The organism is Alteromonas sp. ISO5, from assembly GCF_058105165.1.
In genome coordinates this window covers 4528364-4546488 of sequence record NZ_CM176572.1, presented here as the reverse complement: position 1 = coordinate 4546488, position 18125 = coordinate 4528364, and the positions used below count along the sequence as shown (strand labels likewise).

The window sequence follows — 18125 nt, the reverse complement described above, 5'->3', positions numbered from 1 at the left end:
TTTCTCGCTCGGAGGGCGATAAACCTTTATTTGATTTAGTTCATACAAAAAAGGTTGTTAAACTCTCATTTTGTTAAATTAATGTTATAATTGGCCGGGACGGTTCTAATGGGAGACACTATGTGGGGCGGTAAATGGCTCATAAATCTATTTATTGTGGCTTTTCTTGTCATTCTGACAGGACTTTTTCTGCCTGAAGAGTATGAAGTTGAGCGTTCCATCGAAATTAATGCGCCCGCTGATCAGGTCTACGCTGCCATTGTTGATTTACGCAAATGGGAGCAGTGGAGTACCTGGTACCAGATGGATCCCAACGCCGTAATGACCTATGATGGGCCGGATCGTGCCATCGGGATGCGGCTGCGCTGGCGCAGTGACATTATTGGCCGTGGCAGTATCGAAATTACCTCCCTGCAGTTTAACCGCCAAGTGGTTTACAGCGTTGATAATGCTGAGCAAGGCATCAGTGCTAATGGGGAACTGCGCGTCAAACCGCTGGATGCTGGCACAGAACTCATTTGGACAAGCCGTGGTAATGTTGGACTGAGTATTGTTGACCGATACAAGCTTTTGTTTTTCGATGACAAACTGGGCAAGGATATTCAGGTTGGTCTGGAAAATATCAAAACCCTGGTGGAAAACAGCATGGGATAGCGGAAAACCGCCCGGTATTAGTCTTTAGTATTGTTGTGCAAGCCGGTGGATCTCAACCCGGAGTTTCGGCGTATACTACAGCCTAATCAATTACTAAGGCGGTCGAAAGTGGTGTCTTTCAGACCGGTATCTGCGCTGTGAACTCTGCTAAACGTCGCTTAATTGCCAGCCTTGCCAGCACGAAACTGGCCGATCTGCTGATTTCAGCAAAAACAACCTTACCAGCCCTGATGCTTGCTCTGGGGGCGCCTGCCTGGATGATTAGCTGGCTGGTACCCATCCGCGAGTCTGGTGCCTTACTGCCTCAGGCGGTCATTGGTGTGGTACTGCGCCATTATCCGGCGCGTCATCATGTCTGGCGGTCGGGCATGGTAGTGCAGTCGTTTTCCCTGCTAGTCATTACTCTTGGCGCTTTTTGCTACGAGGGCATAACCGCCGGGTGGTTTGTATTGGGTGGTTTGTGTTTATTGAGTTTCGGCCGCTCGGCCTGTTCGCTGACCATGAAAGATATTCAGGCTGATGTGGCGGACAAAGGCGATCGGGGAAAATTACTGGGGATTGCTTCCACAACCTCGGGCATATTAACACTCATTATCGCCGTACCACTGGTGTATTTTGCTGACAAACTGGGTGAAACTCTGATCTTTGGTTTGCTCATCGGCGCGGTCACAGCAATGTTACTCGGCCTGTTTATTTTATTGCCGGTAAAAACCTGTGTCGAGGCAAACGATGATGAAAAGCAAGGCAGCCATAGTTGGTGGGATTTCGATTCGGTGGTGTACAAATTTATTGTGGTCAGAGGGCTGTTTGTTCACAGTGCTCTGGTAGCGCCTTACTTTATGCTCGAAACCGAGCAAGATGCCTCCAGCCTGTTACCGTTTTATTTGGGAGCGCAGGCGGCTGCGACTATGTTGTCTTCCTTTGTATGGGGAAGTGTGGCTGATTACAGTGCCCGACTGACCCTGCAACTGGCAGGTGTGCTGGCGCTCATCGCTTGCGCGGGTCTGCTATTCTTGCCCGGCCATTCGCTGTGGATTTCCGGCGGCTTGTTTTTTGTGCTGGCAGTCGCCCATACCGGTGTTCGCACGGGTCGAAAAACCTACAGCCTGGATGTCAAAGACGGTCAGCAACGCACCGAGCTGGTGGCATTCAGTAATACTGCAATCGGGCTTATTTTGCTGGGTTTTGGTGCTCTTTATGCAGCATTGAAAGTGGCCTTTGACATCAATATTGTGGCAACGATGGCAACCATGTTGCTGGTGGGAATTGGGCTGAGTTTTATGCTGCCAAAAGAAAAGCAGGACACAGCCTGACCCGCATAGCCAGGCTGCCAACCGAACTACATCACATTGTGGTGTTTGGCCAGTAAGGCCCGCATTGTCCGCGACGCCGGCTCATGGTTGAGACGATTAAATATCTGGGTGGATGCCGCGACCAACGCATCAAGATCAACGCCGGTCTCGATGCCCATCCCATTGAGCATATACACCACGTCTTCGGTGGCTACATTGCCGCTGGCTCCGGCCGCGTAAGGGCAGCCGCCTAAGCCACCGGCGGCTGAGTCAATCACGCTTATACCATGTTGTAAGGCAACCAGAATATTGGCCAGCGCCTGACCGTAGGTATCGTGAAAATGGACTGCCAGTTTTGATGTTGGGATCGTTGTTAGTAAGGTGCTTAGCAAACGTTCAGTCTGCCCCGGCGTGCCGGTACCTATGGTATCGCCGAGCGAAATTTCATAACAGCCTTTGTCGAGTAACGTCTGGCTAACCGCTAACACGGCATCCGGACTGATTTGCCCCTCATAGGGGCAGCCCATCACGCAAGACACATAGCCACGAACTGGCAAATTATGCTGGCGGGCTAAACTGAACACCGGTTCAAAGCGTTCCAGGCTTTGCTCGATTGAGCAATTAATATTACGCAGGGAAAAGCTTTCAGAGGCAGCAGCAAATACCGCGACTTCATCAACGCCGGCCTCGATAGCCGCCAGCATGCCTCTCTCGTTGGGTGTCAGAGCGCTGAACGTAGCGCCTGAGTCCGACGGTAACCCCCGGAACACCTCCGCGCTGTCTGCCATTTGTGGTACCCATTTAGGCGAAACAAAACTACCGGCTTCTATACGTCTGAGCCCTGCACGCAACAGCCCATCTATAAACGCCAGTTTCACCGGCAGTTCGATGACCGAGGCTTCATTTTGCAAACCGTCACGAGCGCCTACCTCAACAATGCTGACCTGTTGCGGATAACTACTCATCAGCGACAAACTCCAGCAGGGCAGTGCCACCGTCAACCATATCGCCGGCCTGGTAATAAAATTCTGCTACCGTACCGTCGGCTGGCGCTTTTACGTTGTGTTCCATTTTCATGGCTTCCAGGATCAGCAGCGAGGTGCCTTTAGTTACCTTACTGCCAGGCTCGACCAATAGCTTAACCACCGTGCCGTTCATGGGAGCAACGCATTCGTTTTCGTGGGCATCTTCATGCTGGCCGAAATCCGGACGTTGCAAAGCAAAGGGCAGGGCGTTTGCTCCGTCAAACAGTACCCAGCCGTCAACGCTGTCCGGGCAAACGGTATAGCGGCGTTGGTAATTATCGACGGTCAGGTTAAGGGCTTCACCTTGCCAGTCGCCACTGACCTGCCAGTGATTGTCTTCTGAGGTTACGGTGAGATGATCGTCTTTAGCGGTAACAGAGAGCTGATACGCTTTATGCTGACACTGTACCGCCAGAAAGTACTGGCGCTGGTGATTCAACCGGAACCCCTTAAGCGATTCATCGCCCAGTGGCGCGGTATCAGACTGTATGGTCTGATACAGACAAAATGCCATAGCGGGCAGGTAATCCGGATTAAACGCCGGGGGGACCAGCGCCTCACTATGCTCGGCAATAAAATGCACCGTTAATCTGGCCGCAGCAAAATCGGCGTTTTCCAGTACGCGGTGCACATAGGGTAAATTGGTGGTAACGCCGGTTACCCGGGTTCGCTCCAGGCAATTGAGCATTTTTGCCAGTGCTGAGTCACGGTTGTCGCTGTAAGTAATCAGTTTGGCCAGCATGGGGTCGTAATGCACGCTGACTGTATCGCCTTCGCTAAATCCGGTGTCGACTCTTACCCCTTCGCTTGTAGCCGGGAAACGCAAACGTTTAAGTAAACCCGTTGACGGCAAAAACGCGTTATCCGGATCTTCGGCATACAGCCTGACTTCGAAAGCATGGCCGGTACAGCGTAATTGTTGCTGAGATTTCGGCAGCGGATGACCGGCGGCCACGGCAAGTTGCCAGGCAACCAGGTCTTCGCCACTGACCATTTCTGTAACCGGGTGCTCTACCTGCAAGCGGGTGTTCATTTCCATAAAATAGAAATCATCGCCGTCGAGCAAAAACTCTACCGTACCCGCGCCCACATAGTTTATGGCTTTGGCTGCAGCAAGGGCGCTTTCGCCCATCTGCTGACGCACCTGCTCGCTAATGTCAGGTGCGGGAGCTTCTTCAATGATTTTCTGATGACGGCGCTGTACCGAGCAGTCGCGGTCGTACAGGTAAACACCGTTGCCGTGCTGGTCGCAAAATACCTGAATTTCCACATGACGGGGTTGGGTTAAAAACTTCTCGACCAGCATCAGATCGTCGTCAAAGCTGGCTTTAGCTTCCCGTTTGGCAGCGTCCAGTGCCTCCTGAAAATCCGCTTCGGTCATTACCTGACGCATGCCCTTACCACCGCCGCCGGCAGCGGCTTTAAGCATTACCGGAAAACCGATCCGGCGTGCTTCGGCCAGTAAATACTCAGCACTTTGCTCATCGCCATGATAACCGGGCACCAGCGGTACCCCGGCATCTTCCATTATTTGTTTGGCGCGGGATTTAGAGCCCATGGCCTCAATAGCAGCGGCCGGTGGGCCAATAAAAATAATTCCTTCCTGCTCACAGCGTTTGGCAAAGACGGCATTTTCCGACAGAAAGCCGTAGCCCGGGTGAATGGCATCTGCGCCGCACTGTTTGGCTGCAGCAATGATTTTATCCTGCATCAGATAACTCTGACTGGCCGGGGCAGGGCCAATAGCGATGGCTTCGTCGGCTTGCTTAACATGCATGGCGTGCTGGTCAGCCTCAGAATACACCGCCACAGAACGGATATGTTGCTGACGCGCCGTAGCGATTATCCGACAGGCAATCTCGCCACGGTTGGCAATCAGTACTTTATTGATGTGTTTGGTGACTGACATGATTTACTCCTTTGACCCTGCAGGTAACCAGTTAGGCGGACGTTTCTGCAAAAAGGCATTGAGGCCTTCCTGACCCTGATCGGACACGCGGATCCGGGCAATCCAGTCGCTGGTCAGTTCTCGCATGGATTCGTCAATAGGTTGAGCGGCGACAGTATAAACCAGTAACTTGGCTTCGCTGACAGCCCTGGGGCTATTGTGACGCAGTGTATCGGTAAGTTGCTCGATGGTGGCATCGAGCTGGTCTTCGCTCACAGCTTCGCTGATAAGACCCAGACGACGGGCGCGGCGGGCTGTAAAGACTTCTGCGGTCATAAAATAACGTTTTGCGATGCGTTTACCCATGGCTTCGATAACGTAGGGGCTGATGGTGGCCGGCACCAGGCCAATTTTGGTCTCACTCAGACAAAATTTACTCAGTTTGCAGGCTATTGCGATGTCACAACAGGCAATCAGGCCTACTGCACCGGCGTAAGCCGCCCCCTGAACCCGGGCAATAGTGGGTTTAGGCAGGGTATAAAGGGTATGCAACATGGTAGCCAGGTTCATGGCGTCGGCGCGATTTTGTGCTTCGGTATACCCGGCCATTTTCTGCATCCAGTTTAAGTCAGCGCCAGCACTGAAATTTTTGCCGTTGCTGGCCAGAACTACCACTTTGACATCGGGATCTTCCCCGGCGCACTCAAAACTGGCGGTTAACCCGGCGATCATGTCTTCATTGAAGGCATTGTGCTTGTCGGCGCGATTAAGTGTAATACGCGCCACGCCCTGTTCGTTAACGTCATATAAAACGTGTTCGATCATCATTTTCCCCTACATTCTGAATACGCCAAACTGCGTATCGTCGATGGGTTTATTGAGACTGGCGCTTAATGCCAGGCCTAGTACCTTGCGGGTATCCACCGGGTCGATAACGCCATCATCCCACAGGCGGGCAGAGGCGTAGTAAGGGTGGCCTTGTTGCTCATAACTGTCGATAACCGGTTGTTTAACTGCGTGCTCATCCGCCTCGGTCCAACTGCTACCAGCGCGCTCGGCCTGGTCTTTTTTGACCTGCGCCAGAACGCCAGCAGCCTGCTCACCTCCCATCACGGAGATTCGCGCATTAGGCCACATAAACATAAACCTGGGGTCGTAGGCGCGGCCGCACATGCCGTAGTTACCGGCACCAAAACTGCCGCCTATCAGCACGGTGAGTTTGGGCACATTAGCGCAGGCCACGGCGGTCACCATTTTAGCGCCGTGTTTAGCGATGCCCGAGGCTTCATACTGTTTACCTACCATAAAGCCGGTGATGTTTTGCAGGAATATCAGTGGGATCTTACGTTGGCTGCAAAGCTCTACAAAGTGAGCCCCTTTTTGGGCTGACTCGCCAAACAGAATGCCATTATTGGCAACAATGCCTACCGGCATGCCGTAAAGATGGGCGAAACCGCACACCAATGTAGTGCCGTAGCGGGCCTTAAACTCATCAAAATCGGAGTCATCGACAATTCTCGCAATGACCTCTCTGACATCAAAAGGCTGGCGCAAATCCTGGGGCACGATGCCGTACAGCTCAGCAATAGGATAGCGTGGTGGTTTGACAGCTTTATTGGCCGTAGTCTCCGGCTTCTGGCGGTTTAGCCGGGCGACCGCATTGCGGGCAATATCCAGCGCGTGAAGGTCGTTATTGGCCAGATGGTCGGCCACACCGGAGACCCGGGTATGTACGTCGCCACCACCGAGCTCCTCGGCGCTGACCTCTTCACCGGTGGCAGCTTTCACCAGCGGCGGTCCGGCGAGGAAAATAGTGCCTTGCTCTTTAACGATAATGCTTTCGTCGGCCATGGCCGGGACATAGGCGCCGCCCGCCGTGCAGGAGCCCATGACAACCGCGATCTGCGGTATGTTCATTGACGACATCCGAGCCTGATTGAAGAAGATGCGCCCGAAATGGTCGCGATCCGGGAACACTTCATCCTGGTGGGGCAGGTTAGCCCCACCGCTGTCGACCAGGTAAATACAGGGCAGGTGATTTTGCTCGGCAATGGCCTGGGCACGGAGGTGTTTCTTTACGGTTAACGGGTAGTAGCTACCGCCTTTTACAGTAGCATCGTTGGCGACCACCATACACTCGGTGCCGTGAATAAGGCCAATGCCGGCGACTACGCCGGCACACGGCACATCTTCACCATACACGTTATGGGCGGCCAACTGACCAATTTCGAGAAACGGCGAATCGGCATCCAGCAGCACATCAATTCGCTCTCGGGCCAGCAATTTGCCCTTGGCTTTATGCCGGGCTACGTATTTTTCGCCACCACCTTGTAAAATGGTCGCGATGGTATTTTGCAGATCATCCACCACTTTTTGCATGCCTTGTTGGTTTTGTTTATAGGCATCGCTTTGTGGATTAACCTGACTGGTGAGTACCGGCATAGTGCCTCCTCTGGTGTCCTGTCGTTAATGGTGATGGTTGGCTCAGGCTGACTCTTTAAACAGCTCACGGCCAATCAGCATACGGCGAATTTCGGAAGTTCCTGCGCCAATTTCGTAGAGCTTGGCATCGCGCAGCAGGCGTCCGGTTGGAAACTCATTGATATAACCGTTGCCACCGAGTAACTGGATGGCATCCAGCGCCATTTTGGTAGCCAGTTCCGCCGAATACAGAATCGCACCGGCAGCATCTTTACGTGCTGTTTCGCCGCGATCACAGGCTTTAGCAACAGCATACACGTAAGCGCGTGCAGCGTTCATTTGGGTATACATGTCGGCCACTTTACCCTGCACCAACTGAAATTCACCGATGGACTGGCCAAACTGTTTGCGGTCATGAATGTAGGGCACTACTACGTCCATACAGGCCTGCATAATGCCCAGTGGGCCGCCGGATAACACCAGCCTTTCGTAATCGAGGCCGCTCATCAGCACGCGCACACCACCACCTTCTTCACCTAAAATATTTTCGGCGGGTACTTCACAGTCCTCAAATACCAGTTCACAGGTATTGGATGAACGCATACCCAGTTTATCGAGCTTTTGCGCGCGGCTAAAACCGGGGAAGTCTCGCTCGACAATAAAAGCCGTAATGCCTTTTGGCCCGGCGCTGACATCGGTTTTGGCATAAATCACAAAGGTATGGGCGTCGGGGCCATTGGTGATCCACATTTTATTGCCGTTGAGAATGTACTTATCACCACTCTTACGGGCATTAAGTTTCATGCTCACTACATCTGAGCCGGCATTGGGTTCACTCATGGCCAGGGCGCCAATGTGATCACCGCTGACCAGCTTTGGCAGATACTTTTCGCGCTGGGCGTCATTGCCGTTTTTGAAAATCTGATTCACACACAGGTTGGAGTGGGCACCGTAGCTTAAAGCAATACCGGCCGATGCACGGCTGATCTCTTCCATCGCCACAGTGTGGGCCAGATAGCCCATCTCTGAGCCACCGTATTGTTCACTAACGGTGACACCAAGCAGACCCATGTCACCCAGTTTTGGCCACAACTGGTTGGGAAAGGCATTGTCTTCATCTGCCTGGTTGGCGAGCGGGGCAATTTCATGGAGGGCAAACTGGCGAACATGTTCGCGCAGCATGTCGATGTCTTCACCGAGATCAAAGTTTAATGTGGGATAATGTGTCGTCATGGCTTAACCACCTCTTTTTTCTAAGTCGGCCAATTCGTCGCGACAACGCTTTTCTACTTCATCAAGCTCGTTCATGAGCATTTGAATGTCGTCGAGCTGTTGGCGCAGAATGGCGCGTTTTTGTTCTGTCATCTGTAACATGGCCTGTAGTTGCAGCATGGAGTTGGCATTGCTATCGTAGAGTTCAAACAGGTTCTTGATTTCAGCTAACGAGAAGCCCAACCTCTTACCACGCAATATTAGCTTTAACCTGACCCGGTCTTTGTTACAGTAGATACGTGTTTGTCCGGTACGCTTGGGACTTAATAAATCCTGTTCTTCATAAAAGCGAATAGAACGGGGTGTAATATCAAATTCTTTAGCGAGTTCACCAATAGAGTAGGTTGATTCATTATTTTGATTGGTCATTGCCGGTATCCTTCTTGTCACCAACCTTAAGGCGTGATAACTGTACTGGTAAAATTGATTTACGTTAACGTTAGGGTTAGGTTTAAGTGAATTTAATGTAACATTTATTTAACGTCAAATTTATGAACGTTACGGCTGACATAAAACCAAAGTCGTGTGTTTATTTTTTTATACAGGTGTAGGCTATGTGCAGTAGTAAGCTCGAGCAGGTGGTTATCTGTATTTGTTTAAATCTCAATTGAGGCAAGGAAACTATGAGTAAAGAATCTGTCGTTATTGTAGCTGCGAAACGCACTCCCATGGGTGGTTTTATGGGATCGCTGTCAACGCTGCCAGCCACTGATTTAGGCGCAGAAGTGATTAAAGCAGCATGCGGTGATATTGACGTTGCTGCAGTAGACGAAGTCATTATGGGCTGTGTACTGCCAGCAGGATTGGGACAATCACCAGCCAGACAGGCTTCACTGAAAGCAGAATTACCGTTATCGGCAGGCGTGGTAACCATTAACAAAGTATGTGGTTCAGGGTTAAAAGCTGTGATGCTGGCGTCTGACATGATTAAGTCGGGTAGTGCAGAAGTGATTGTTGCCGGTGGTATGGAAAGCATGAGTGGTGCGCCTTATTTGTTGCCTAAAGCGCGCGGTGGTTATCGCATGGGACATGGAAAAGTGCTTGATCACATGATGATGGACGGTCTGGAAAATGCCTACGACGGTCAGGCTATGGGCTGTTTTGCTCAGGCGACTGCCGACGCCGAGGGGTTGACCCGCGAAATGATGGATGAATTTGCTATTAGTTCATTATCGAAAGCCAACGAAGCTATTAACACTGGTACGTTTGGAGACGAGATTGTGCCAGTGACCATCGCAACCCGTAAAGGCGATGTGGTGGTTGATACCGACGAAGGCCCTGGCTCAGCTCGTCCGGATAAAATTCCGTCTCTGCGTCCGGCGTTTAAGCGGGATGGTACGGTAACCGCAGCTAACTCAAGCTCAATTTCTGACGGCGCAGCAGCGTTGCTGGTAATGAGTGAATCTAAAGCCGCTGAACTGGGTTTAACGCCACTGGCCAAAGTGGTAGCGCATGCGACTAACTCCATTGCGCCGGAAGATTTTACCGTTGCACCAGTAGGTGCCATGGAAAAAGTACTGGAAAAAGCAGGCTGGGGCAAAGACGATGTAGATCTGTTCGAGATCAACGAAGCGTTTGCCATGGTGACCATGCTGGCGATTAAAAAGCTCGGCCTGGACGAAAGCAAGGTTAACATTAAGGGCGGTGCCTGTGCGCTGGGTCACCCGATTGGTGCGTCTGGTGCCCGCATCCTGGTTACCCTGCTGCATGGCCTGAAGCAAAAAGGACTCAGCAAAGGTATTGCCTCACTATGTATTGGTGGCGGTGAGGGCGTTGCACTTGCGGTAGAGATGCTGTAAATCGTTAGCCGTGATAACACAGGGACTCTGTAGAGGCCCTGTGTTTGTTTTCCAACCAGAAAAACTGAATATTACATTGATTTTATTCGTAATTGTTTCAATGAGTTGATTTAAAGCACGTTGCAACGCATACTTGGTGAAAACAAGAATAAATGACATGGTGATGTTCAAATTACGAACAGTATTTACGCTTTGCTTTGTTATCTGCGCCGCTATTTTTGCAGGTAAGGCAAGTGCCAGCCCAAAATCGGTAACTTACTGCATTGACCCCGCTTGGGTACCTTACGAAATGCTTCGCAATAACAAGCATGTGGGGATTTCTGCCGACTATCTTAAGCTGGTGGGAGAACTGGCTAACCTCAATTTTAAGCTGGTGGAAACCGACTCATTTCGTCAGTCCCTTGAGTATGTGCAAACCGGCCGCTGTATGCTGATGTCGATGCTCAACAATTCAGCGAACCGCAATGTCTACCTTAATTTCAGCGTGCCATACTTTCAATCTCCGAATGTACTTATCGCCCGCGAAGCCAAAGTGATGTACCAAGGCCTGGAAGGGCTCAACAATCAACTGCTAGGAGTGGCGAAAGATTCCTTTCTGGCCGAATACCTCACCCGTTATTACCCGCAGCTCAGCTTGCAGTTGTTTGATAGTGAAGGGGAGGGGTTAAAGGCATTGAGCCGCGGTGACGTTGATGTATTTGCCGGAGCGCTGCTCAGCATCAATTCAGAACTGAATAAAATGAACATGCAGGAAATGGCAATTGTCGGCTATGCCGAGCCCTATAATTCGCTGCGCATGGGGGTAAACAAAGCGTATCCGGAATTAGTTGAGGAAATTAACGACGCTATCAGGCGTATTCCTGAAGCTGCCCGGGTGGATATTTATAAGCGTTGGAGTAATGTAAAGCGCCAGTACCATCAGGACTTTCGTCTGACTGTTCTGGGTATTGCCTGTGTGGCAGTCATTCTGGCTACCCTGTTCTGGCGACGAAATATCATGCGTAAATACAGTAGGGAATTACACTTAAAGCAGGAAGAAATGGAAAATCTGCAGTCGGTATTGCTGGAGAAAAACCGCATGCTGGAGTTTCTCTCTTCTCATGATACCGCTACCAATTTGTATAACCGCAATTTTATGTTGCATCGGGCAGAGGATGAAGTGTCTCGGTTTAACCGGTTCCATACTGCCGCAACGCTGATCCTGTTTGATTTTTCTACCCAGAATGTCCGGCCCAATCCCGGCGATAAACCATTCTCGGAAGAGGGCATGCGTGAACTGGCCAGAGTCTGTCTTCGCAGTGTACGTGAAGTGGATATTGCCGGGCGCTGGAGTGCCGAGCAGATCATCATACTCTGCCCGCAAACGCCTATTGCCGCATCGAAAATTCTGGCCGAACGGTTAAAGGATGCTATCGAGACCCATTCGCGGGATGACATCCGTCTGTTGCCGTTTTCCATAGGACTGGCAGCGTTACAGGAAGGAGAAATTTTTGCTGACTGGTACGATAGAGCGAGTCAGGCATTATATCTGGAACGCCGCCATCACAGTGGTAAGATTATGATCGCTGAAACCTGATAAAAAGTCAGATAAACATAAAAAAGGCAACAAAAAAGCGGCCTTTTTTATGGCTTACATTAGTGGCTCGTATTTCCACTGATGCATGTCATAGCTGATTTGTGCCCGGTCATATTCGCGTTCGGAGCGCCAGTTACGGTTGTTGAGTTTTACCGATACGCCGGAGTAAAGTTTCTTATTGGCAATCAGTTTAGCGGCTTCCTGATATTGTTGCTTAGCCTGGGACATTTCCACGGCTTTGCTTTCCATCCAGGTGAGTAAGTTGGCCTCGTTTTTAAGCATTTCCCTGGCCTCATCGACTTTGGTAAGCAAAGATTTAGGGACAACCCGATTATTGATATTGTCAATTTTCTGTTTGTGCCGTTCAGTATTCCCGCGGAGCTGACGAAGCAGATCCTCAAAACTGTCTTTACGTGCCTGGAGCTGATTAAAGCCCATGCTGAAATCAATACGCAAAGTACTGCCTGAGACTGCACCCACTGTACCTGCGATAACCGGGCCATGACTACTGATTTCACAGGCAAACAGATTACCCTGTGGATTCTCTGGTTGTCCCACCACAATCTGTCCACCGGTAATCACCCGGCAATGGGCAAGCTGGCGGCCCACATTGAGGTTGCCTCCACAAATAATATCGAGTCCCTGACCATGTTGCAGGTAAACGCTGCCGCCAGCCTGGATGGTACAGGTATATTCGTTATGATCATCTGACTGCTTACCCATGGCGCCTTCGGTTATGATCACGTCGCCGTCAGCCTGGATCTGCGCCGATTCGGCAAAGCCATTCACGGTGACATCACCTTTGGCTTTGACTATCATATTTTCGGTAATGTCGCCATTAACCAGTACAGAGCCCTCATAGGTAATGTGACCGGTACCGACGTTAACGCCCTGGCATATAAACGTATCGTCAATCTGCATGATTAGATTGTGGTATTTTGGCATGCCCGCAATGGTGGAGACCACCAGGTTTTCATCGTGATCGCTAAGCGCGGTGCCGCTGCCCAGGTTGAGTGGCACCCAGTCGCCAACTTTTGACGTTAGCACGTTGCCGCGTACATCATAGCCATGGCGACCTTTTCCGGGCGGTTCACGACGTAATACTTCTGCGCCGGCTTTTACGCAGACGATTTCACCAAGATTACGTAAATCGACTTTTTTATCGGTTTTGGCCTGGGGTTTGAGCACTCGTTCCAGCGCGTTGGGGACCAACGGCACTTGTTTAGACGAGTGGCCGTCGCGAGGGGGAAGGCCCTTGGCGATTTGTCCTTCGACATGACTGCCTGGCTCTGCTTCAGCGACTCGGGCCAATAATGAGCGAATGCGTTTTATGCCAACACCACGGCGGATACCGTTATTTTTTGCCATAAGCTGGACTTGTTCCGCCTGGGGCAATTTTCCGCCATGTGGGGCCGTGAGGATGGCATAGGCGCTCATGTTGTCTTCACTGATACGAAACTCAACTTCGGTGTGGCGTCGTTCGCCTACCTGTTCGACAACCTGTTGAGAACTGTCACGGGTTTTGAACAGGTGATTAGCCTTATCACAGGCCGTCTTGATGGCATTCTCTGACAAATAGACTTCATTAAAGCCCTGTTCACACAGTGCTTTGTGGACCTCTTCTGCCGAGAGCTCCTGTTCCAATTCGCCGGGAGAGATGGTTAACGTTACCTTTTCCCGGTTGGTATCAAAAGAAAAACTTACACCTTGCATTGCCATTCCTGTTTGTTAGCGCTTCGCGCACGTGAACAAGTCGCCATTATTATTATTCTATATCTGCAACTTTGGGTATTTCTGTAGCGGAAGAGCCTACACAAATACTACAAATTTTGTGCGTAATCGTATAACGCTTTCAATATCGCTTTGTGCTCATTATTTTCTGCATGTTGCATGGCCAGTTGCTCCAGCTCCAGCAGGTAAGCATCTATGGTGATACTGGCGGGAGAATCAGGCGCTGTCAATCTAAATTGGCGGTGTTGCTGCCACCGCTGGCTTTCTTCAAAGGTTAGGGTGTGAGGATAGTTTCTGGCCCGATAACGAAACAGTAGGGTTCTGAGTTTTGGATTCTGCATGCGCTCAGCAAGTACGCTAAGCTGCTCTGGCTGAGCCTGACGAACATCGTCGCACCAGTGTTTCTCTTCGTTAGTTAAAAAGCCGCCGCTGTAAAGTGCATGATCGGCATCGACTTCGCTCTCTTCATGGGGTTCATTATAGAGTTCAATTAACGTATCCCGCCAGGCAGTATCTTCGGCCAGACGTTTGTAATTATTCAGGCACTGCTCACGGTTAAGACCCAGGCGCTCTGCATTGTCTTCGGTCAGCGCCTTGGCGGTGGTGATAAAGGGTGAACGGTTAATATGGATAAGTTTGATGCCGGGACGTTGCTGGCCTTCTTCAAAGCTCTCCTGACGCGCATACAGCAGGCTACGCAGCGTGTCTGCATTCTCACTTAAGAGGGCTGCCGGGTCTTTGCTTAAATCCACACAGATAATGGCATTGGGGTTGGTGGGGTGCAGAGCAACCGGCAGGATCCACGTGCAGCAGCCCTGACTGGCGGGGATTTTAGACGAGACATGTACCAGTGGCGTAAGTTGCTGCAGGTTTATCTGTTTAATCACCTGGGCTTTCTGACGTAACGAAAAAGCATAGTCATATAACTTAGGCTGTTTTTCCTTAATCAGACGGGCCAGCGCAATGGTTGCCCGCACATCAGCCAGGGCGTCGTGCGCCTGGCCATGGTCGATACCGTTTGCCGCGGTGAGTAATTCAAGCTTAAAGCTCGGACTGCCGTCTTCCCTTAGTGGCCATTCAATGCCCTCCGGGCGGAGTGCGTAGCAGGCACGGACCAGATCAATTATGTCCCAGCGACTATTGCCGTTTTGCCATTCCCGGCCATAAGGGTCGTAAAAGTTTCGATAAAACAAATGGCGACTCACTTCATCGTCGAAGCGAATACTGTTGTAGCCCACCACGCAGGTATTGGGTTCGCTCATGGCCTGATGTACTTTAGCGGCAAAGTCTGCTTCGGTCACACCATCGCGCAGAGTGTGTTGTGGTGTCAGCTTGGTCACCAGTGCGGCCTGCGGATGGGGCAGGTAATCGTTGCTAATGCGGCACATTATATTAATGGGTTTGCCCACTTCATTGAGATCCTGATCGGTGCGGATGGCAGCGAACTGACTGGGCTGGTCTTTTTGCGGGCTGACTCCCCAGGTTTCGTAATCATGCCATAAAAATGTAAATGTATTATCTTGCACTATTACCGCCTATTTTTGCCATCAAAGCCGCGTTTCTTCTATGTTTCATGGTTGCCTTTGCATTCATATTGGCTATTTCCAGTTATTTCCGACTATTTACAATATGCAATAAAGTTGCGATGCTGTGTCGAAATGTCGAAGTGCAATGTTGAAATGGTAGAATCCTTGTGGCCCTTACAGAATCGAAGCTCCAAGCCTTACACGGAAAGAAAAACAAATCCACCAAATTGATCCCCGATAGAGACGGACTGTATATCAGTTGCGGCCTTAATGGCAAGCTAAGCTGGGTTTACCGTTACCGCTTTGAAGGCAAGCAGGGCCGTATGACGTTTGGCACATACCCGGCACTTAGCCTCACTGATGCCAGGGAAAGAGTAACTGGCTACAACCGGCTTATCATTGACGGCCACGACCCAAAACTTCACACAAAGAAAGCCAGAAGGGTAACTATTGAAGATTGCGCAAAAGAATGGCTTGAAAAGAAAGTTGCGCACTTAAAACCAAAGACCCAGACTCTTTATAATTCACACGCCAGCGTTTACTTCAAAGAATCTATGTTTGGCTATGACGTTCAGACGGCCAGGCGCGATGAATGGATAACCTATTTTGATAAGGTGGCCAGCCGCAGCAGCCTCGTAAACGCCGGAACGGTCCTTAAATCACTTAAGGCCATGCTACGGTGGTGTAAGCAGCGCTCAATCATTACTGATTCGGAGGTGTTGGATTTTAAAGTTGACGCGGTAGGCGCAAAGTCTAAAGTTGGACAGCGCCATTTGCAGATGCACGAAGTCGGGATCCTCTGGGGCTACTTAAACCGGTCCAAAGCCACCCCGGCAATTAAATCCTGTATTAAGTTATTAATTATTTTTGGCGCCCGCAATTCTGAAGTTCGCGAGGCTGATCGGTCTGAATTCGATTTAGAAAGGAGGATATGGACTTTGCCAGCTGAGCGAAGCAAAAACGGAAAAACCGTGCGCCGGCCGATACCATCCAAAGCAGAGTCAATAATTCGCGAACTTGATGATGCTTACGGTATGGGTGGCTATTTAATACCAGGTGAGCACCGCGGTACCTGCTTAACTACATCGTCAATCACTCGATTTATCAACCGGACCCGCGCCAACATGCTTAAAGAACACAATATACCGCCATTTAAAGCGCATGACTTCCGGCGAACGGTATCAACCAGGCTATCAGAAGTTGGGGTGTTGCCGCATGTTACTGAGAAGATGATCGGCCATGAGCTCGGCGGCATTATGGCCGTTTATAATAAGCACGACTGGATAAATGAGCAGCGCGAGGCTTACGAAATGTGGTGCGAAATGATAAGTAAAGCGGCGCAAGAAGAATCACGCCGCACTACTATGGGAGAGGCTTAAAATATAGGCGTCAACATCAACCGATGAATAACGAAGCTTTTGCCCGGTGAATAGGCGACATGGCTTCGGGAACGCCGGATCGTAATACTCTGACTTTGGATTGGTCAGGGCTCTAAAGGTTGCCTCACTAATTGCCAGCTTTGCAAATAGTTCATCCCGGCCCATAAAGTACGGGCCTTTGATTTCAATTTTCTTTTCTTCCATCTTCATTCACCTTTTACGCATTGCTTTACGCTTACGCTGCTTTACCTAGTAGCCGTTAACTGATTTGACTTTAGCTTTTGCGGAATTATCAACATAAAAGAACCTTACAGGGCGATTGGAAATATCGGTCTCATAATCCTCAATTCGCATGTTAGGTAAAATTCTTTCAATCATGAATCACTCACCCCCGCTTAGTTGTTGGCGTAACTTCCCAATCAAAAATACCTCTAAATTTTTAATTGCGTTGTCATCACCATAAACACATAGCCTGCAAGCCTTTTTTTCAGATTCATCGCCACTGTAATTGTAATCTGTAGACAATGAGTCTATTCCGCTCGTGATTTCTATATTTTCGTTATCAACTTTTTTCAGGCGTTTTTCCGCAGCTTCGGCGCGTCGTTCTTGCCGGCAAAGCTCATAAAAAGCTTCTGATGTTATAGCCATGGTTCCGTATGGCACGTATGGCAGTTGTCTTTTCTCCAACTCATCAATACGCTCATTAGCCTTTGCTAGTTGCTCTGTTAGTGAGTCGATAATGTCTTGCTGACTCACCGATGCGGTGTTACTTACTGTTACTCCGCTACCCATTATTCTTCTCCTTGCGCAGTTGCGAAATCCCTTGAGCCTTAGGCTTATGCTCAGTTAACTGCCCGCTTATATTCTGCTCATACAAAACAAAAACAGTATTATTGTGCTTTGCGCTTTGCCCCGTCTCTTTTGCTTCATCTATTGAGCCTTGGCAAGTGCTGCCAGTAATGTTTACATTAATTCCGTAATGTGAAAAAAGAGCTTGGCTAATAACTTCCAACGCTTCACTTTTACCTGAGCCAGTTTTTCCGCTTACTGTTATCTCTATTATGCTGCTTTTCATAACTTCTCTTGCTCCTTGCGTAGTTGTTCAATGTCGAATTTAATATCATCAACATAAACAATGTTGGAACTGTGTTGATAAGGAAATGGGATTTCTTTAGAGTTTTCATTCACCGCCAATTCAAGCGCCTTAATCTGCTGCTCGATGGCGAATTTGTTAATAGATAATTCAACATGCTTTTTAAACCATTCTCTTGACGAAAGGTCTGCGTCCGGGTCTATAAAATAAGCTTGTGAAGATAACAGGAGTGCATTAAATATGGTATCACTCTCCCAAACAGCGTTCTCTTTCTCTTCTTTCCATTTGTGAAACATACTTTTTAAACGCTTAATCTCTTTCTCAGCGGCTTCGGCTCGCTTTTCTAGCTCGCTCGCATATCTGTCAATGTATTCGAAAGCTGCGGTTTTCTTACTAACTTCTTTTTCCAACTCCGCAATCCGCTCACGCTGCTCGTTGATGATTTTGTTTAGGTCTGACATAACCCCTC

Annotated in this window: 17 protein-coding genes; 5 read left to right on the top strand and 12 right to left on the bottom strand. The window is 49.8% G+C overall.

The features are described from left to right. Window positions 1-108: 108 nt before the first annotated feature. Both AC2T0J_RS20535 and AC2T0J_RS20530 read left to right on the top strand, forming a co-directional pair. Entirely contained in the window at window positions 109-654 is a 546-nt protein-coding gene (locus AC2T0J_RS20535; protein ID WP_489807601.1) for an SRPBCC family protein, read from the top strand. Between the two features lie 137 nt (window positions 655-791). Next, the gene (locus AC2T0J_RS20530; RefSeq protein ID WP_489807600.1) at window positions 792-1967 is read left to right on the top strand and encodes an MFS transporter; all 1176 of its coding nucleotides are present in this window, start codon (window positions 792-794) and stop codon (window positions 1965-1967) included. Between the two features lie 26 nt (window positions 1968-1993). On the opposite strand, the gene AC2T0J_RS20525 is transcribed toward AC2T0J_RS20530, so the two are convergent. Genes AC2T0J_RS20525 through AC2T0J_RS20500 form a run of 6 tightly spaced genes read right to left on the bottom strand, consistent with a single transcriptional unit; the run spans window position 1994 to window position 8921 of the window. Next, on the bottom strand, window positions 1994-2911 hold the full coding sequence (locus AC2T0J_RS20525; protein ID WP_489807599.1) for a hydroxymethylglutaryl-CoA lyase: 918 nt from the start codon (window positions 2909-2911) through the stop codon (window positions 1994-1996). Then, window positions 2904-4880: an acetyl/propionyl/methylcrotonyl-CoA carboxylase subunit alpha gene (locus AC2T0J_RS20520; protein ID WP_489807598.1), complete on the bottom strand. Its 1977-nt coding sequence runs from the start codon at window positions 4878-4880 to the stop codon at window positions 2904-2906. The genes AC2T0J_RS20525 and AC2T0J_RS20520 overlap by 8 nt, the downstream gene beginning before the upstream one ends. A gap of 3 nt (window positions 4881-4883) precedes the next feature. Then, window positions 4884-5684: an enoyl-CoA hydratase/isomerase family protein gene (locus AC2T0J_RS20515; protein WP_489810373.1), complete on the bottom strand. Its 801-nt coding sequence runs from the start codon at window positions 5682-5684 to the stop codon at window positions 4884-4886. A 9-nt stretch (window positions 5685-5693) separates the two neighbouring features. After that, window positions 5694-7301 (bottom strand): carboxyl transferase domain-containing protein, encoded by a 1608-nt coding sequence (locus tag AC2T0J_RS20510; protein WP_489807597.1) that lies wholly within the window; start codon window positions 7299-7301, stop codon window positions 5694-5696. A gap of 42 nt (window positions 7302-7343) precedes the next feature. Continuing rightward, on the bottom strand, window positions 7344-8513 hold the full coding sequence (locus AC2T0J_RS20505) for an isovaleryl-CoA dehydrogenase (RefSeq protein ID WP_489807596.1): 1170 nt from the start codon (window positions 8511-8513) through the stop codon (window positions 7344-7346). Window positions 8514-8516: 3 nt separating this feature from the next. Then, window positions 8517-8921, bottom strand: coding sequence for a MerR family transcriptional regulator (locus AC2T0J_RS20500; protein ID WP_489807595.1), 405 nt, complete (start codon window positions 8919-8921; stop codon window positions 8517-8519). 254 nt (window positions 8922-9175) lie between these two features. Here AC2T0J_RS20500 and AC2T0J_RS20495 point away from each other — a divergent pair, with 254 nt between their 5' ends. After that, window positions 9176-10351, top strand: coding sequence for a thiolase family protein (locus AC2T0J_RS20495; protein ID WP_489807594.1), 1176 nt, complete (start codon window positions 9176-9178; stop codon window positions 10349-10351). A gap of 157 nt (window positions 10352-10508) precedes the next feature. Further along, a complete protein-coding gene (locus AC2T0J_RS20490; RefSeq protein ID WP_489807593.1) occupies window positions 10509-11927 on the top strand; it encodes a transporter substrate-binding domain-containing protein in 1419 nt (472 codons plus the stop codon). 54 nt (window positions 11928-11981) lie between these two features. On the opposite strand, the gene AC2T0J_RS20485 is transcribed toward AC2T0J_RS20490, so the two are convergent. Then, entirely contained in the window at window positions 11982-13640 is a 1659-nt protein-coding gene (locus tag AC2T0J_RS20485) for a flagellar assembly protein A (protein ID WP_489807592.1), read from the bottom strand. A gap of 107 nt (window positions 13641-13747) precedes the next feature. Next, entirely contained in the window at window positions 13748-15184 is a 1437-nt protein-coding gene (gene sbcB, locus AC2T0J_RS20480; protein ID WP_489807591.1) for an exodeoxyribonuclease I, read from the bottom strand. A 167-nt stretch (window positions 15185-15351) separates the two neighbouring features. Between sbcB and AC2T0J_RS20475 the strand changes: the two genes are divergently transcribed. After that, on the top strand, window positions 15352-16563 hold the full coding sequence (locus tag AC2T0J_RS20475) for a tyrosine-type recombinase/integrase (RefSeq protein WP_489807590.1): 1212 nt from the start codon (window positions 15352-15354) through the stop codon (window positions 16561-16563). Here the strand turns inward: AC2T0J_RS20475 and AC2T0J_RS20470 are convergent. From AC2T0J_RS20470 to AC2T0J_RS20455, 4 genes are all read right to left on the bottom strand, one after another. Further along, a complete protein-coding gene (locus AC2T0J_RS20470; RefSeq protein ID WP_489807589.1) occupies window positions 16534-16767 on the bottom strand; it encodes a hypothetical protein in 234 nt (77 codons plus the stop codon). The genes AC2T0J_RS20475 and AC2T0J_RS20470 overlap by 30 nt on opposite strands. 177 nt (window positions 16768-16944) lie before the next feature. Further along, window positions 16945-17355: a hypothetical protein gene (locus AC2T0J_RS20465; protein WP_489807588.1), complete on the bottom strand. Its 411-nt coding sequence runs from the start codon at window positions 17353-17355 to the stop codon at window positions 16945-16947. Beyond that, window positions 17348-17638 (bottom strand): hypothetical protein, encoded by a 291-nt coding sequence (locus AC2T0J_RS20460; RefSeq protein WP_489807587.1) that lies wholly within the window; start codon window positions 17636-17638, stop codon window positions 17348-17350. The genes AC2T0J_RS20465 and AC2T0J_RS20460 overlap by 8 nt, the downstream gene beginning before the upstream one ends. Further along, window positions 17635-18117 (bottom strand): hypothetical protein, encoded by a 483-nt coding sequence (locus tag AC2T0J_RS20455; RefSeq protein WP_489807586.1) that lies wholly within the window; start codon window positions 18115-18117, stop codon window positions 17635-17637. Before AC2T0J_RS20455 ends, AC2T0J_RS20460 begins: the two co-directional genes overlap by 4 nt. Window positions 18118-18125: the final 8 nt, after the last annotated feature.

Coding starts and splice junctions, on each gene's coding strand:
- AC2T0J_RS20535 (WP_489807601.1), top strand. CDS start 109: ATGGGAGACACTATGTGGGGCGGTAAATGGCTCATAAATCTATTTATT.
- AC2T0J_RS20525 (WP_489807599.1), bottom strand. CDS start 2,911: ATGAGTAGTTATCCGCAACAGGTCAGCATTGTTGAGGTAGGCGCTCGT.
- AC2T0J_RS20520 (WP_489807598.1), bottom strand. CDS start 4,880: ATGTCAGTCACCAAACACATCAATAAAGTACTGATTGCCAACCGTGGC.
- AC2T0J_RS20515 (WP_489810373.1), bottom strand. CDS start 5,684: ATGATCGAACACGTTTTATATGACGTTAACGAACAGGGCGTGGCGCGT.
- AC2T0J_RS20510 (WP_489807597.1), bottom strand. CDS start 7,301: ATGCCGGTACTCACCAGTCAGGTTAATCCACAAAGCGATGCCTATAAA.
- AC2T0J_RS20505 (WP_489807596.1), bottom strand. CDS start 8,513: ATGACGACACATTATCCCACATTAAACTTTGATCTCGGTGAAGACATC.
- AC2T0J_RS20500 (WP_489807595.1), bottom strand. CDS start 8,921: ATGACCAATCAAAATAATGAATCAACCTACTCTATTGGTGAACTCGCT.
- AC2T0J_RS20495 (WP_489807594.1), top strand. CDS start 9,176: ATGAGTAAAGAATCTGTCGTTATTGTAGCTGCGAAACGCACTCCCATG.
- AC2T0J_RS20490 (WP_489807593.1), top strand. CDS start 10,509: ATGGTGATGTTCAAATTACGAACAGTATTTACGCTTTGCTTTGTTATC.
- AC2T0J_RS20485 (WP_489807592.1), bottom strand. CDS start 13,640: ATGCAAGGTGTAAGTTTTTCTTTTGATACCAACCGGGAAAAGGTAACG.
- AC2T0J_RS20470 (WP_489807589.1), bottom strand. CDS start 16,767: ATGGAAGAAAAGAAAATTGAAATCAAAGGCCCGTACTTTATGGGCCGG.
- AC2T0J_RS20465 (WP_489807588.1), bottom strand. CDS start 17,355: ATGGGTAGCGGAGTAACAGTAAGTAACACCGCATCGGTGAGTCAGCAA.
- AC2T0J_RS20460 (WP_489807587.1), bottom strand. CDS start 17,638: ATGAAAAGCAGCATAATAGAGATAACAGTAAGCGGAAAAACTGGCTCA.
- AC2T0J_RS20455 (WP_489807586.1), bottom strand. CDS start 18,117: ATGTCAGACCTAAACAAAATCATCAACGAGCAGCGTGAGCGGATTGCG.